Consider the following 14243-nt stretch of genomic DNA (forward strand, 5'->3'; position numbering starts at 1 on the left):
CCCACGGAGTGGGGGAGAGGTGTCGAGGGCGAAGCCCGAGACGGAGAGGGGGAACCTGGCACCGAAACCGCCGGCGCGCGCTTTCCCTCCCGGGAATAGATCGGAGCGCAGCCCTGCATACCCGGCCGGAAGAACGCACCCCTCGACATCTCCGCCTCCCGCCTGTATTCCGCTCCGGGCCTCGGCCGAGGCCGTTTTCCGGACCCTGAGTCATGACCCAAGCCATCAATAGCACGCGTCCCCAGCCCAAGCCCGGCATCCTCGACATCGCCGCCTACGTGCCGGGAAAAAGCGCCGCGCCGGCCGGCGTCGCAAAAGTCCACAAGCTCTCCTCCAACGAGAACCCGCTCGGCGCCTCGCCGGCGGCGATCGAGGCTGTGCGCAAGGTGGCGGAGAAGCTCGAATTCTATCCCGACGGTGCGGCGACGAAACTGCGCGAGGCGATCGGCGCCGCGCATGGGCTCAACCCCGCCAACATCGTCTGCTCGAACGGCTCTGACGAGGTCATCGGGCTGCTTGCCATGACCTATCTGTCGCCGGGCGACGAGGGCGTCTTCACCGAGCACGGGTTCCTTGTCTACAAAATCTACATCCAGGCGGCCGGCGGCGTGCCGGTGGTGGCGAAGGAGACCGACGAGACGGCTGACGTCGACGCGATCCTCGCCGCCGTCACCGGGCGCACGAAGATCGTCTTCCTCGCCAATCCCAACAATCCGACTGGCACCTACATCCCCTTCGACGAGGTCAAGCGGCTGCATGCCGCCCTGCCGAAGCACGTGCTGCTGGTGCTCGACGCGGCCTATGCCGAGTATGTGCGCCGCAACGACTACGAGTCCGGCATCGAACTGGTGTCGGCCTTCGACAACGTGGTGATGACCCGCACCTTCTCGAAAATCCACGGGCTCGGCGGCGCGCGCATCGGCTGGGCCTATTGCCCCGCGCATATCGCCGATGCGCTGAACCGCGTGCGCGGGCCGTTCAACGTCAACGCCGCGGCGATCGAGGCGGGTGTGGCGGCTATTCGAGACCGCGCGCATGTCGAGCGCACCGTCGCCCATAACGAACGCTGGCTGCCCTGGCTGGCCGAGGAGCTGACCAGGCTCGGGCTCAGGGTGACGCCGAGCGTCGGCAATTTCGTGCTGATCCATTTCCCCGGGGACGGACGGCATTCGGCGGCGGCCGCCGACGACTATCTCACGGCGCGCGGCTATATCCTGCGGCGGGTGACCGGCTACGGTTTTCCCAACGCGCTGCGCATGACGGTGGGCACCGAGGAGGCCAATCGCGGCGTCGTCGCCGCCCTCGCCGAATTCTTGAAGAGCTGACCATGACCGCCCCCATCTACGACCGGATCGCCCTGGTCGGCATCGGCCTGATCGGCTCGTCGCTGGCGCGCGTCATCCGCCGCGAGAGGCTGGCCGGCGAGATCGTCGTCTCCACCCGCAGCGCAGCCACGCTGAAGCGTGCCGTGGAACTCGGCCTGGGCGACACCTACACGACGGACGCGGCCGAGGCGGCGCGCGGCGCCGATCTGGTCATCGTCTCGGTGCCGGTCGGCGCCTCGGGCGCGGTTGCGGCGGAGATCGCGCCGGCGCTGAAGCCCGGCGCCACGGTGACCGACGTCGGCTCGACTAAGCGCTCGGTGATCGAGCAGATGGGGCCGCACATGCCGGCCGGCGTGCACTTCATCCCCGGTCATCCGCTAGCCGGTACGGAAAAATCGGGACCGGATGCGGGCTTCGCCGACCTGTTCGAGAACCGCTGGTGCATCTTCACGCCGCTGCCCGGCACCGATCCGCAGGCGCTGGAGCGGCTGTCGGACTTCTGGCGGCGCTGCGGCTCGAACATCGACACCATGGACGCCGAGCACCACGACATGGTGCTCGCCATCGTCTCGCACCTGCCGCACATCATCGCCTACAACATCGTCGGCACCGCGGACGACCTGGAGACGGTGACCAAGTCGGAGGTGATCAAATATTCCGCCTCCGGCTTCCGCGATTTCACCCGACTGGCTGCGTCCGACCCGACCATGTGGCGCGATGTGTGCCTGCACAACAAGGACGCCATCCTCGAGATGCTGGCGCGCTTCTCCGAGGATCTCGCCTCGCTGCAGCGGGCGATCCGCTGGGGCGACGGCGAAAAACTGTTCGACATGTTCACCCGCACGCGCGCCATCCGCCGCTCGATCATCGAGGCGGGGCAGGAGATCGACGTGCCGGACTTCGGCCGCCAGGCGGTCGAGCACCCGCACAAGGGGTAGGGCCGCCGGGTTACTGCACCGGCGGCAGCTTGCCGAGCGGGATGAAGCCGAGCGAGGCCATGCCCTTGTTGATGCGCAGCGGCAGCGACGGCTGGCTGCCGAGGAAGGACAGCCCGGCAAAGCCCTGCCGGATCTTGTCGGCCTGTTCGGGAAAAACCTGCGACAGCGACGCCGCCAGCGCCCGCGGCTCGTGCAGCGACACTTTCAGCGTGGCGTCGATGAGCCCGTCGGCATCGATCGAGAACGGCCCGGACACCGTCAGCGAGCCCTGCTCGCCGAGTGTCAGCGACAGCGTGCGGATCACCCCCGAGCGGCCGCGCAGGTCGCGCGCGCCGTCGTCGAGCAGGCGGATGCCGTCGCCGAGCGACAGGTCCGCCTCGCCCGACAGCGGCGGGACGCTGCGGCCGTCGACCAGCACCGGGTCGAGCGCCAGCCCGGCGAAGCGGGCGGCGAGATCGAGGTCGGCGCCGTTCGGGCGCATGTGGCTCTCGAAGGAATCGGCGGCGACCAGCTGCTTGCCGTCCGCGGCGGTGACCTTCAGCGTCACCGCCTGCAGCGACACGCGCTCGGGCAGCGGATCGGCCAGGCGGGCGCTGGCGCGCAGGTTCGTCCATTGCAAGGCCAGCGGCCCCGTCTGCGGGGTGGACAGCGTCGCCGGGCTGTCCAGCTCCGCCACCAGCCGCATCGGGTCGTAGATCTGCCCGGCGGAGCGGAAGGCGCCGGCGGCGAGGCTCATCGCTTCGGCCGGCTGCTCGACCGAGATACGGTCGCAATAGAGGCCGATGCGGAAGGGATAGCCGCGCGCTTCCGGGTTCACGCATTCGGCCTTCGTGCCGCGCTCGCCGAGCCTGGCCAGCGTCCGGGCGGCCTCGCCCTCGATCTTCTGGGCGAGCCAGAACCAGCCGGCGGTGTAGGCGGCGACCAGCACGATGACGAAGACGCCAAGCCAGAGGATGCGGCGGCCGTAGCGCCCGTTGCTGGAGGGGTCGTGCATATTTGCTTCCGAATCGCCTCTTCGATCTTGTCCGATTCAGCCTTTTCACGATCGGACAGACTCGTCTAGGACTGCGCGCGCACAGAGCGGATCAGGCTTGGCGAAATGGGCCATTTTTGGGTTTTCGGCTACGGTTCCCTGATGTGGAGGCCGGGTTTTGCCCATACCGAGACCGAACGGGCACGCCTGCACGGCTACCGGCGCTCGCTCTGCGTGCGTTCCTGGGTGCATCGCGGCACGCGCGAGCGTCCCGGGCTGGTGCTCGGCCTCGACCGCGGCGGCTCCTGCGTCGGCCTCGCCTTCCGCGTGCCGCTGGAACTGCGCGACGAGGTGATGGCCTATCTGCGCGAGCGCGAGCTTGTCACCAGCGTCTACCTGGAGCGCATCCTGCCGGTGCGGCTCGCCGACGGCAGGATCGTGCAGGCGGTCTGCTATATCGTCGACCGCGCGCATGTCCAGTACGCCGGAAGCCTGGAGGAGGAGGCGGCAGCCGACATCGTGCGCGGCGCCGTCGGCCAGTCCGGCCGCAACGAGGACTATGTGCTGAGCGCCGTCGAGCATCTCGCGGCGCTGGACATCCGCGACCATTGGATGGAGGCGGTGGCGAGGCGGCTCGAGGCGGCCGATTCGGAAGAAACGGCTCTTCAGAGGGGCTCTGGAACATCTTCCCGCCGCTAAAACGACCGATCTAACAGCCTCTAAACGATTGCCCTCTACAAGGGGGCGACCAACCGGCCGGAAAGCTTCGATGCTGCGCAAACTCTACGACTGGACCCTGTCGCTCGCCGCCCGCAAGTCGGCGGAATGGTGGCTGGCCTTCATCGCCTTCGTCGAGAGCTCGGTGTTCCTGGTGCCGGCCGACGTGCTCTACCTGCCGATGGCGCTGGCCAAGCCCGAGCGTGCCTACCGCTACGCGATCGTGGCGACGATCGCCTCTGTGCTGGGCGGCATTGCCGGCTGGTTCCTCGGCCACTACGCCTATGAGACGATCGCCAGGCCGGTGCTCGAATTCTACGGCAAGTACGACGAGTTCGAGGCGCTGCGGATATCCTCCGGCACCGGCTTCATCCTGTTGATGCTGGTCACCTCGGGCCTCACCCATTTGCCGCCGATCAAGGTCGTGACCATCCTGGCCGGCGTGATCAGTTTCCCGCTCGGCTGGTTCATCCTGTCGGCGATCATCGCGCGCGGCGCCCGCTTCCTGTTCCTGGCCTGGCTGCTGCGCACCTATGGCGAGCCGATCCGCCACTTCATCGAGAAGCGGCTGGGGCTGCTCGCCGGGGCCGCTGCGGCCGTCCTAATTCTGCTCTATATCCTGGTCAGATACGTGTTCTGACCACGCCGCCACACGAGTACAGCATGACCAGCCTTGCCGCCCCGACCTCGCGCCTGCAGGCGACGACTGCGCTTTTCCTCGCCGTGGCGATGGCGGCCACCGTCGGCGGCGCGCTCGGCTTCCAGCACATCGGCGGCTACATCCCCTGCAAGCTCTGCTACGAGCAGCGCATGCCCTATTATGTCGGCGCGCCGCTGATGGCGCTCGCCTTCCTGGCCGCGGTCGTCAAGCTGCCCGCGCTCGTCACGCGCGGCCTCTTGTTCGCCGGCGGGCTGCTGATGGCCTACGGCCTCTATCTCGGCGTCTACCATTCGGGCGTCGAATGGGGCTGGTGGCCGGGCCCGACCGACTGCGGCATGGTGGTGGCGCCGCCCGACACCGGCGGCAATGGCGTGCTCGATGCCATCAACGCGGTCGTGCCGCCCTCATGCGATCAGGCGGCGCTGCGCATCCTCGGCCTGTCGCTCGCCGGCTGGAACGCCATCGCCAGCCTGGTGCTGGGGGCGGTGGCATTTTGGGGAGCGCTGAAGCGGGCGTGAGATTTCGCACCGGAGCGCCGAGCGCTTACGGCTCCAGTTCGACGTCCCAGTAGAGATAGTCCATCCAGCTCTCGTGCAGGTAGTTCGGCGGGAACAGCCTGCCGTTGTTGTGCAGGTCGTGCACGGTCGGCGGATAGGGCTTCTGCATCGGCCACATCTTGGCCTGCGCCGGCAGGTGGCCGCCCTTGCGCAAGTTGCAGGGCGAGCAGGCGGCCACCACGTTCTCCCAGGTGGTGGCGCCGCCGCAATGGCGCGGGATGACGTGGTCGAAGGTGAGATCCTCCGACGTGCCGCAATACTGGCACTGGAAGCGGTCGCGCAGGAACACGTTGAAGCGCGTGAAGGCGGGATGCCGCGAAGGCTTGATGTAGGTCTTCAGGCTGACGACGCTCGGCACCCGCATCGAGAAGGACACGGACGAGACGGAGTGCTCGTATTCGGCGACGATGTTGACGCGGTCGAGGAATACCGCCTTGATCGCATCCTGCCAGGACCACAGCGACAGCGGGTAATAGCTGAGCGGCCGGTAGTCTGCGTTCAGAACCAGCGCGGGAAGCCCATCCAGAGATACGGCAACCGTCACGTCTCGAAACCTCCTTGGCAGGCGGACGCCTGACGTGGATAGTCTAAGCCCGACATGACAGGGATGTGAAGCGGCAACACGGCCATATTGCGGCGCAAAACAGCGCCGATTTTCATGTTTTTTCGAGGTTTTGCGCGAGGGGCGCGGCATCGCGCCCCTTCGTCTCGCGATAGTAGGCCCAGAACAGCCGCGACGCGATGCCGCGCCAAGGCGCCCATGATTCGGCGATTCCGGCGAGCGCCTTCTCGCCCGGACGGGCCGCGAGGCCGAAGGCATGGCCGACCGCCGCCTGCAATGCGACGTCGCGGGCCGGGAAGATGTCGGGGTGGCCGGCGGCGAACAGCAGGTAGCACTCGGCCGTCCACGGGCCGATGCCGGGCACGGCGGTGAGCCGGCCGATGGCGTCCTCGGCCGGCAATTCGCACAGGTGGACGAGATCGAGCCCGTCGGCGACGGCCGCCGCTGCCGACAACATGGCGCGCTGCTTCGGTCGCGAGAAGCCCGCTTCGCGGAACACCGCCTCGCCGGCGTCGAGCACGGCCTGCGGCGTCAGGGGATCGAGAAGTTTTGCGAAACGGCCGAAGATCGCGTCGGCGCTGGCCCGCGACACCTGCTGCGACACGATGATCGAGGCGAGGCTGCCGAAGCCCGGCTCGATCAGGCGCAGCGGCACCTCGCCGGCGACCCGCCGCACGGCGGCGAGCCGCGGATCGAGCCCGGCCAGGGCGTCGAGGCCGGCGGCAACGTCGGCGAGAGTGGCTATCCTGTGCATGCCGCGCCTTGTTGGCGCCGGACGGACGAAGTAGCAATCGCAAAGTTCACGAGGGCAAGACGCTTCCCGCCAGATGGTGACACGCCCGGTCTTCCGCTTTGCGCCGAGCCCCAACGGCGCCCTGCATCTCGGCCACGCCTACTCCGCGCTGCTCAACCGGCATCTGGCGGAGCGCGTGGGCGGACGGCTGCTGCTCAGGCTGGAGGACATCGACACGACCCGCTGCACGCCGGAATTCGAGGCCGGCATTTTTCGCGATCTCGAATGGCTTGGTGTCCGCTGGGAGGAGTCGGTACGGCGGCAGTCCGAGTATTTTGCCACCTATGCCGAAAGCTTGCGCCGGCTGGAGCGGCAGGGGCTCGTCTACCCTGCCTTCATGAGCCGCGGCGAGATGCGTGCCCACATCGTCGAACGGGAGGCGCGGGGCGAAAACTGGCCGCGCGATCCCGACGGCGTGCCGCTCTATCCCGGCCTCGACAAAGCATTGTCCCGGCGCAAGCGCGAAGCGCTCATCGCCGAGGGAAGGCCGTTCGCCTGGCGGCTGGACATGGTGGCGGCGCTGGGCCGGGTTGGCGGGTCGCTGGCGTGGGAGGAGATTTCCACGGGCGAAACAGGGCAATGCCAAACCCTCGATGCGCCGCTGTCAGACACCCCCACCCCTAACCCCTCCCCTCAAGGGGGAGGGGGACACCCGCGCGTCGACGCGGATCAAGATCGTCGGCCATCGGTGACAGGCGAGGCTGGTGCAAAGTCCCCCTCCCCCTTGAGGGGAGGGGTTAGGGGTGGGGGTACCCGGATCGACGCCGATCCCGCAGCCTGGGGCGACGTCGTGCTGGCGCGCCGCGACGTGCCGACCAGCTATCACCTGTCGGTCGTGGTAGACGACGCGCTCCAGGGCGTGACGCATGTGGTGCGCGGCCTCGACCTGTACGCGGCGACGGCGGTCCACCGTCTGCTGCAGCGCCTGCTCGGCCTGCCGGCGCCCGCGTACCACCACCACCGGCTGATCCTCGGCCCGGACGGCCGCAAGCTTTCCAAGAGTTTTGGCGACACCGGCATAGCGGCGTTGCGCGAGGCCGGCGAAACGCCGGAAACGGTCAGGCGGATGGTCGGATTCGAAGCCGCCACGAACCGCGCCCCCTGACCCAGCCCAGCCGTTCGGCAGTTGCAACCATATGGTGTAAGCAACTGTTTCTACGGGGTATTTGTTCTTTTTCGACTGTTCGGGTTGGCATCGGCGCCGCTGTCGCCTAGACAGGATCCTGCGCGGGGGAACTGTCAGTCTCGAACAGAGGTGCTGCCTTTGCCCTTCGCTGTACGCGTGATTCTGCTGTCCTTTCTCGCCCTCTTCTGCCTCTCCGCATGCGCCTCCTCCCTGGTCGTCCAGGACGGCGGACTCCCCAACCCACCCTTGTCCGAGCGGGGCGTGGTCTACCTCTTCGCCGGGCTGACGCCGGCCGGCGACACCATGGCGCGCAGCGGCATGTATCAGGTGACGCAGCACATCCGCGCGGCCGGCGTGCGCGCCGACGTCTACAACCCGGCCCACTGGCAGAAGGCGGCGGAGCATTTCCTGGCCCAGCCGCGCGATGCCAGGATTCCGGTTTCCGTGGCGGGCTACTCGATGGGGGGCAATGCCGCCACGCGCTTCGCCGAACGGCTGCGCGCCGCCGGCGTGCCGGTCGAGACGCTGCTGACCTTCGAGGCCTATCAGCCGACGCCGGTCCCCTGCAACGTGCGCCGCGCCATCGACATGTACGGCACCGACGGCCTGTTCAGCATGTCCACCCGCCTGCGTCCCGGCAAGGGGTTCAGCGGCCCGCTGGAGCGGGTCAACTGGTCCAAGCTGGATAGGAACGGCAAGCACGACCATCTCGGCGTCTCCAAGGAGCCGGCGGCGCTGCGCTTCGTCCAGGATGCGCTGATCGACGGCAACGGCGTGCGGCGCCAGCCGCCCGCGCCCGGCGAGGCGGGATGCCTGGCGACGCGCTGACCCGGCGGCGCTTCATGGCGGCTGAATCATTGGTTCAGCATTTCGCCTTTGCCTGGCGCGCGGGTCCGCAATAGAGCGGGCGCTTCCATCGCGATACGGCAGCGCCCGACATGACATCCGCAAAGAAGCTCATCCCGGCGCTCTTCGTGCTGCTGTGGTCCACCGGCTTCATCGGCGCCCGCTACGCCATGCCATGGGCCGAGCCGTTCACCTTCCTTGCCGCCCGTTTCGGCATCGCCTTTCTGATCCTGGTCGGGATCGCCGTCGCGATGGACGCATGGCGCATGCGCCGGCGCGACGTGTTCTGGTCGATCGCCGCCGGCATGCTGATCCACGGCATCTATCTCGGTGGCGTCTTCTGGGCGGTGCGCCAGGGGCTCGGCGCCGGCCTGGCCGCCCTGATCGCCGGGCTGCAGCCGCTGATCACCGCGGTACTGGCCGCCGCCTTCCTGGGCGAGGACATCCTGCCGCGCCAATGGGCGGGGCTGGCGGCGGGCTTCGCCGGCGTGGTCGTGGTGATCCTGCCGAAGCTCGGTGCCGGTCTCGACGCTGTCACCTGGCCGATGCTGGCGGCGGCGGTCCTCGCGGTGGCGGCGATCAGCGCCGGCACGGTGCTGCAGAAGAAGTTCGGCTCGACGACCAACCTCGTCATGGGCACGGCCTGGCAGTATGTCGGCGCCGCCGTGCTGATGGCAGCGGGATCGCTGGCGCTGGAGACGCGCACCGTCGTGCTCACCGGCGAGCTCGTCTTCGCCATGGCCTGGCTCGTGCTGGTACTGTCGATCGGCGCGATCTTCCTGCTGATGATCCTGATCCGCGACGGAGCGATGGCGAAGGTGTCGTCGCTGTTCTATCTCGTTCCAGCGGTGACGGCGGTCATGGCTTGGCTGCTGTTCGGCGAGAGCCTGACGCCGGTGCAGGTGGCCGGCATGGCGCTCGCCACCTTCGGCGTCGGCCTGGCGACGTCGAAAGCGCGCCGCTGATCTTTCTGGGGGAGCAGGCAATCGCATGGGATTTTCCGGGCGCGCTGCTCGGCCGATACCCCCACCCCTGCCCCTCCCTCAAGGGGGAGGGGGGCTTTGCGGTCGTCATGCCACGCCAAACGGTCGACGATTGGCACCTGGCGGAGCCGCAGCAAAATCCCCCTCCCCCTTGTGGGGAGGGGTTAGGGGTGGGGGTATACTCATATGCGATCGGCCCCTCAAAGAGGCTCGCGCCGCCTCAGCCGCCCACGCGAGCCCTGGCATCCAGATAGCGGCGGATTGAGGCGTTGAGCTCGCCGCCGAGGATGAAGATCGCCGAGACGATGTAGAGGAAGACGACTGCGACCATGATCGAGGCCAGCCCCGCATAGGTGTTCACATAGGAGGAGAAGCGGTCGAGATAGGCGGCGAACACCGTCGAGCCGACCAGCCAGCCGATCAGCGTGAACAGGATGCCCGGCACCATGTCGACGAAGCGCCGCTTGCCGGCGGGCAGCCAGACATGGACCGCGACCAGCCCGAGCACGATGACGGTCGAGGCGATGACGTAACGCCACAGCGTGAAGGTGCCCATGTAGGGCTCGATCCACTCCGCCCTGGCCAAAGCGATGCGGGCGATCAGCGGCGCGAACACCAGAAGCACGCTGATGATGACGAAGCCGATGGTGGCGATCAGCACGAAGACGATGCTCTGCACGCGGCGAAAGACGAAGGACCGCGTCTCGGTCACACGGTAGGCGCGGTTGAGCGAGGTGCGCAGCGCCTCCACCCCGTTGGAGGCGAAGAAGGCGGCGAGCAGCACGCCGAAGGTGAGCAGGCCGCCGCGCCGGATCGTCAGCACGTTGACGACCTCGCTGGCGATCGGCGCGGCGATCTGCTCCGGCCAGGTGTCGAAGACCAGATGCACCGCCGTCTCGGCGAAGGCCTGGGCGCCGAGGAAACTCGCCAGCGTGGTTGCGAAGATCAGGAAAGGGAACAGCGCCATCAGCGCGGTGATCGCCAGATGGCTCGCCATCGACCAGCCGTCGTCGTCGTTGAAATGGCCTAGCATGTCGGCCAGCACGCGGCGGACGGCGACGATCTTGCGCATGGGCTGCCGGTTCTCCGTCGATTGTTTCCGGAGCGCGAATATGGGAAGGCTTTGTCGGATATGGCAACAGCAACCAGGCAGCGATTCCGCTCGTGAGCGAGCCGCGCACCATCATCGTCACCGGCGCCTCCTCCGGTATCGGCGCCTATTGCGCGCGGGCGCTCGCCGCCGAGGGCTGGCGCGTCTTCGCCACCGCGCGCAAGCCGCAGGACATCGAGCGGCTGGAGCGGGACGGGCTGGAGGCCTTCTATCTCGACTATCGCGAGCCCACCTCGATCGAGGCGCTGGTGGCGGCGGTGCTGGAGCGCACCGGCGGTCGCCTCGACGCCCTCTACAACAACGGCGCGCATGCCCAGCCGGGCGCGGTCGAGGATCTGCCGGTCGCGGCGCTGCGCGAGCAGTTCGAGGCCAACCTGTTCGGGTGGCACGACCTGACGCGGCGCATCGTGCCGGTCATGCGCGCCCAAGGCCACGGCCGTATCGTCCACTGCTCGTCGATCCTCGGGCTGACGCCGGTGAAATGGCGCGGAGCCTATGTCGCCTCCAAGCACGCGCTGGAAGGGCTGATGCTGTGCCTGCGCGCCGAGCTCGCCGGCAGCGGCATCCACGTCTCGCTGATCGAGCCGGGGCCGATCGAGTCGAAGATCGCGCCGAACGGGCTCGACTGGTTCTTGAAGAACATCAACCATGAGAATTCCGTGCACCGCGAGGCCTACCAGGCGCAACTGGCGCGCATGCGCGGCGGCGGCTCGAAGTCGCGGCTGAAGCTGAAGCCGGACGCCGTCCATGCGGTGCTGCGCCACGCGCTGCTGTCGGAGCGGCCGCGTCCGCACTATGTTGTCACCGTGCCGGCCAAGGTCGGCGTCCTGCTGAAGCGGCTGCTGCCGGCATCCCTTCTCTATCGCGTGCTGGCCTCGCAGGCCTGACCATCTTCAACGAGCGAGACAGATCATGGCCTCCGTCTTCAACATCTTCGCCATCATCGTCATGGCCGCCGTCGTCTTCGTGCTGATCCGGGGACTGATCAACATGATGCGCGGCGGATCCGGCAGCACCTCCAACAAGCTGATGCAGGCGCGCGTGCTGCTGCAGTTCATCGCGCTGGTGCTGATCTTGCTCGCCGTCTATTTCAATCGCCAGGGCGGATGAGACGGCCGGGGAGGGACAATGGTCAAGCTCAACAAGATCTATACCCGCACCGGCGACGACGGGACCACAGGGCTCGGCAACGGCCAGCGCCGGCTGAAGTCGGACCTGCGGGTGGAGGCCTACGGCACGGTCGACGAGGCCAATTCCTGCATCGGGCTGGCGCGGCCGCATATGGCGGCCGGGCATGCCGAGATCGACGCCATCCTCGGCCGCGTGCAGAACGACCTGTTCGACCTCGGCGCCGACCTCGCCACGCCCGACGAGGGCAAGCCGCTCGACTACGAGCCGCTGTGCATCGTCGCCTCGCAGACGGCGCGGCTGGAGGCCGACATCGACGCGCTCAACGCGCGGCTGCAGCCGCTGCGCTCCTTCGTGCTGCCCGGCGGCTCGCCCGCCGCCGCGGCGCTGCATCTGGCGCGCACGGTGGCGCGCCGCGCCGAAAGGCTGATGGTGGCGCTGGCTCGAGTGCCGGGCGAGCACGTCAACCCGGAGGGCGTCCGCTACATCAACCGCTGCTCCGACCTGCTGTTCGTCGCCGCGCGCGTCGCCAACGACGACGGCAGATCCGACGTGCTGTGGGTGCCGGGCAAGAACCGCTGAGGTCCCGCCCGAGCCATTCACTTGGCCTGCCGCTCGGCCTCTCGTGCCAGAACCTCTTCGCTCCATTGATTGAGGCTCTTGCCCGATAGCTCGGCGGCGAGTACCGCCTTTGAGTGCACCGCCGGATCGATCCGAAGCATCAGATTGCCCGAATAGGCCTTTTGCGGTTCTTTCCCGACCTTCCTGCAAGTTTCGATATAGTCGTCCACCGCTTCATGGAAGGCTGCGATCAGGTCGCTGACGTTGTCGGCATGAAATCCGATCACGTCCCGGATGCCGGCGATCCGGCCGAAGAAAACAGCGTCGTCCGGATCGAATTCGACCTTGGCGGAATATCCTTTGTAGGTCATGGCCTTCATGGAGTGACTCCTATCTGCGCGAGAAACTCACGGGCATCCCTCACCTGATATTTCTTGGCCTCCTTGGCCGGATGAGGCCGATGGAAGCTGGCGACATGGCCTTCGAAATCGAAGCGAACGCGAGAGCCGCTTCCTTCGATGACCCTGCAACCGACGGCGATCAGAAGGTTCTCTATGTCGGCCCATTCGATGGTGCCCGAAACCGGGTCCCGGAAGATGGCTGCAAGGGTTTTCTTCTGCTTGCCATTCATGATTGCAAAATAAGCTATCGCGCTGCCCGGTGCAATCAAAACATGATAGCGGAGCAGCTGCGTTGCGTGTGGCTCGAACCTCCTGTGGGGTATGAAGACCCCACCAACCCACGAATTTTCCGGCAAAAGTCCGGCGCTTGACACCCTTCAGGCAAGGCGATCAAACATCCTAAGCGAGTTCACGGTCAGGCTCCGACGAGCGGCCAGGTGGAGAAACAGCGCCTTGTTCGTTCCGCTTCACGACGCAAACGGCCTCGAGCACATCCGGCTGCAATACGTCACCATCGGCCTCATCGCCGCCAATGTGATCGTCTTCCTGCTCACCGGGTTCGGCTCGGAGCAGGCCCAGATCGCCACGGTCTATGGGCTGGGCTACATTCCTTCGGTCGCCTTCGACACGGTAGAGCTGCCGCCGGAGCTCTACTATGTGCCGGAAGACTTTACCTACCTGACCTATGCCTTCCTCCATGCCGACATGTTCCATCTCGGCGGCAACATGCTGTTCCTGTGGGTATTCGGCGACAACATCGAGGATGCGCTCGGGCATGTCCGCTTCCTGATCTTCTACCTACTGTGCGCGATCGGCGGGGCGGCCTTCCACGGCTTCCTCGACCCGGCCTCGCAGGTGCCGCTGATCGGCGCGTCGGGCGCTGTCGCCGGCGTCGTCTCGGCCTATCTGCTGCTGCATCCACGGGTGAAGATCTGGGTGCTGGCCTTCGGCCGCATCCCCTTGCGCATCCCCGCCTGGATCGCGCTCACCCTGTGGATCGGCTTCCAGGTCGTGATGTTCGCCGCGGGCGGCGAGCAGCAGGTTTCGTGGGCCTGCCACATCGGCGGCATCCTGACGGGGGCGATCCTCGTAGTCCTGCTCAAGCGCCGCGCCGTACCGCTGTTCGACCGCGAAGTGGTGACGCCGCTGGCCGTCGAGGTCGAGCAGAAGAGCGCGGTGCGGCCGCCCGAGGGCAAGCCGGCGCCACGCTGGGGCCGCCAGTAGTTTTCAAACGATTCGATCATGCCGACCGCTATTGACGGCCCATGTCGGGCTAACTAGGGTCCGCCCGCTTTCGGGAGCCCACGTCGCCACCGGAACCGTTCCATTGTACCGTTTTGTCGCGGTGGATGTCGTCTTTCGGCAACCGGGCGGGGACCGGCCCTGCTACGGAACGCCGCGAGATCTCAGAAGAAGGGTTTAGCACGCATGAAGGTTCTGGTCCCCGTCAAGCGGGTAGTGGACTACAATGTGAAGATCCGGGTGAAGTCGGACGGGTCCGGGGTCGAGCTGGCCAATGTGAAGATGTCGATGAACCCGTTCGACGAGATCGCGGTGGAGG

The 14243-nt window shown here is 67.2% G+C and carries 19 protein-coding genes and 1 pseudogene; 14 read left to right on the forward strand and 6 right to left on the reverse strand.

The genetic code is table 11. The features are described 5' to 3' along the window. Nucleotides 1–212 precede the first annotated feature (212 nt). Both hisC and AC5JDC_RS27530 read left to right on the forward strand, forming a co-directional pair. Nucleotides 213–1325 (forward strand): histidinol-phosphate transaminase, encoded by a 1113-nt coding sequence (hisC, locus tag AC5JDC_RS27525; RefSeq protein ID WP_495846495.1) that lies wholly within the window; start codon nt 213–215, stop codon nt 1323–1325. A gap of 2 nt (nt 1326–1327) precedes the next feature. After that, entirely contained in the window at nt 1328–2263 is a 936-nt protein-coding gene (locus AC5JDC_RS27530) for a prephenate/arogenate dehydrogenase family protein (protein WP_495846497.1), read from the forward strand. Between the two features lie 10 nt (nt 2264–2273). Here the strand turns inward: AC5JDC_RS27530 and AC5JDC_RS27535 are convergent, their stop codons facing one another. Beyond that, the gene (locus AC5JDC_RS27535; protein ID WP_495846499.1) at nt 2274–3257 is read right to left on the reverse strand and encodes a DUF2125 domain-containing protein; all 984 of its coding nucleotides are present in this window, start codon (nt 3255–3257) and stop codon (nt 2274–2276) included. A 105-nt stretch (nt 3258–3362) separates the two neighbouring features. On the opposite strand from AC5JDC_RS27535, the gene AC5JDC_RS27540 reads away from it, so the two are divergent. The 3 genes from AC5JDC_RS27540 to AC5JDC_RS27550 all read left to right on the forward strand — a co-directional run bounded on the left by AC5JDC_RS27540 (nt 3363) and on the right by AC5JDC_RS27550 (nt 5132). Continuing rightward, nucleotides 3363–3935: a gamma-glutamylcyclotransferase gene (locus tag AC5JDC_RS27540; RefSeq protein WP_495846501.1), complete on the forward strand. Its 573-nt coding sequence runs from the start codon at nt 3363–3365 to the stop codon at nt 3933–3935. A 70-nt stretch (nt 3936–4005) separates the two neighbouring features. Further along, nucleotides 4006–4593, forward strand: coding sequence for a YqaA family protein (locus AC5JDC_RS27545; RefSeq protein WP_495846503.1), 588 nt, complete (start codon nt 4006–4008; stop codon nt 4591–4593). A gap of 23 nt (nt 4594–4616) precedes the next feature. Then, on the forward strand, nt 4617–5132 hold the full coding sequence (locus AC5JDC_RS27550) for a disulfide bond formation protein B (RefSeq protein WP_495846505.1): 516 nt from the start codon (nt 4617–4619) through the stop codon (nt 5130–5132). A gap of 25 nt (nt 5133–5157) precedes the next feature. Here AC5JDC_RS27550 and AC5JDC_RS27555 read toward each other — a convergent pair whose 3' ends face one another. Next, the gene (locus AC5JDC_RS27555; protein WP_106775650.1) at nt 5158–5715 is read right to left on the reverse strand and encodes an HNH endonuclease; all 558 of its coding nucleotides are present in this window, start codon (nt 5713–5715) and stop codon (nt 5158–5160) included. 112 nt (nt 5716–5827) lie between these two features. Further along, nucleotides 5828–6487, reverse strand: coding sequence for a DNA-3-methyladenine glycosylase family protein (locus AC5JDC_RS27560; protein WP_495846507.1), 660 nt, complete (start codon nt 6485–6487; stop codon nt 5828–5830). 76 nt (nt 6488–6563) lie between these two features. Here AC5JDC_RS27560 and AC5JDC_RS27565 point away from each other — a divergent pair, with 76 nt between their 5' ends. The 3 genes from AC5JDC_RS27565 to AC5JDC_RS27575 all read left to right on the forward strand — a co-directional run bounded on the left by AC5JDC_RS27565 (nt 6564) and on the right by AC5JDC_RS27575 (nt 9463). Next, complete coding sequence (locus AC5JDC_RS27565) at nt 6564–7631, forward strand: glutamate--tRNA ligase family protein (RefSeq protein ID WP_495846524.1); 1068 nt, start codon at nt 6564–6566, stop codon at nt 7629–7631. Between the two features lie 282 nt (nt 7632–7913). Beyond that, entirely contained in the window at nt 7914–8480 is a 567-nt protein-coding gene (locus tag AC5JDC_RS27570) for a thioesterase domain-containing protein (RefSeq protein ID WP_495846509.1), read from the forward strand. A 110-nt stretch (nt 8481–8590) separates the two neighbouring features. Then, a complete protein-coding gene (locus AC5JDC_RS27575; protein ID WP_495846511.1) occupies nt 8591–9463 on the forward strand; it encodes a DMT family transporter in 873 nt (290 codons plus the stop codon). Between the two features lie 238 nt (nt 9464–9701). On the opposite strand, the gene AC5JDC_RS27580 is transcribed toward AC5JDC_RS27575, so the two are convergent. Next, nucleotides 9702–10553, reverse strand: coding sequence for a YihY/virulence factor BrkB family protein (locus AC5JDC_RS27580; RefSeq protein WP_495846513.1), 852 nt, complete (start codon nt 10551–10553; stop codon nt 9702–9704). Between the two features lie 92 nt (nt 10554–10645). Here AC5JDC_RS27580 and AC5JDC_RS27585 point away from each other — a divergent pair, with 92 nt between their 5' ends. The 3 genes from AC5JDC_RS27585 to AC5JDC_RS27595 are packed head-to-tail and all read left to right on the forward strand — an operon-like array spanning nt 10646 to nt 12302. Then, nucleotides 10646–11479 carry an SDR family oxidoreductase gene (locus AC5JDC_RS27585; protein WP_495846515.1) on the forward strand — a complete coding sequence of 278 codons (834 nt, stop codon included), beginning with the start codon at nt 10646–10648 and terminating at the stop codon, nt 11477–11479. A 25-nt stretch (nt 11480–11504) separates the two neighbouring features. Then, the gene (locus tag AC5JDC_RS27590; protein WP_106775644.1) at nt 11505–11702 is read left to right on the forward strand and encodes a twin transmembrane helix small protein; all 198 of its coding nucleotides are present in this window, start codon (nt 11505–11507) and stop codon (nt 11700–11702) included. Nucleotides 11703–11720: 18 nt separating this feature from the next. Beyond that, complete coding sequence (locus AC5JDC_RS27595) at nt 11721–12302, forward strand: cob(I)yrinic acid a,c-diamide adenosyltransferase (RefSeq protein ID WP_495846518.1); 582 nt, start codon at nt 11721–11723, stop codon at nt 12300–12302. 17 nt (nt 12303–12319) lie between these two features. Here the strand turns inward: AC5JDC_RS27595 and AC5JDC_RS27600 are convergent, their stop codons facing one another. Then, the gene (locus AC5JDC_RS27600; protein ID WP_495846520.1) at nt 12320–12661 is read right to left on the reverse strand and encodes a type II toxin-antitoxin system HicB family antitoxin; all 342 of its coding nucleotides are present in this window, start codon (nt 12659–12661) and stop codon (nt 12320–12322) included. Further along, the gene (locus AC5JDC_RS27605; protein WP_495846526.1) at nt 12658–12801 is read right to left on the reverse strand and encodes a type II toxin-antitoxin system HicA family toxin; all 144 of its coding nucleotides are present in this window, start codon (nt 12799–12801) and stop codon (nt 12658–12660) included. Before AC5JDC_RS27605 ends, AC5JDC_RS27600 begins: the two co-directional genes overlap by 4 nt. Between AC5JDC_RS27605 and AC5JDC_RS27610 the strand changes: the two genes are divergently transcribed. From AC5JDC_RS27610 to AC5JDC_RS27620, 3 genes and pseudogenes are all read left to right on the forward strand, one after another. After that, complete coding sequence (locus tag AC5JDC_RS27610; RefSeq protein ID WP_495846528.1) at nt 12742–13053, forward strand: hypothetical protein; 312 nt, start codon at nt 12742–12744, stop codon at nt 13051–13053. The genes AC5JDC_RS27605 and AC5JDC_RS27610 overlap by 60 nt on opposite strands. Before the next feature lie 82 nt (nt 13054–13135). Continuing rightward, on the forward strand, nt 13136–13906 hold the full coding sequence (locus tag AC5JDC_RS27615) for a rhomboid family intramembrane serine protease (protein ID WP_495846522.1): 771 nt from the start codon (nt 13136–13138) through the stop codon (nt 13904–13906). A 204-nt stretch (nt 13907–14110) separates the two neighbouring features. Then, a pseudogene (locus tag AC5JDC_RS27620) lies at nt 14111–14243 on the forward strand (electron transfer flavoprotein subunit beta/FixA family protein); the annotation flags it as partial.

Source organism: Kumtagia sp. (assembly GCF_059502445.1).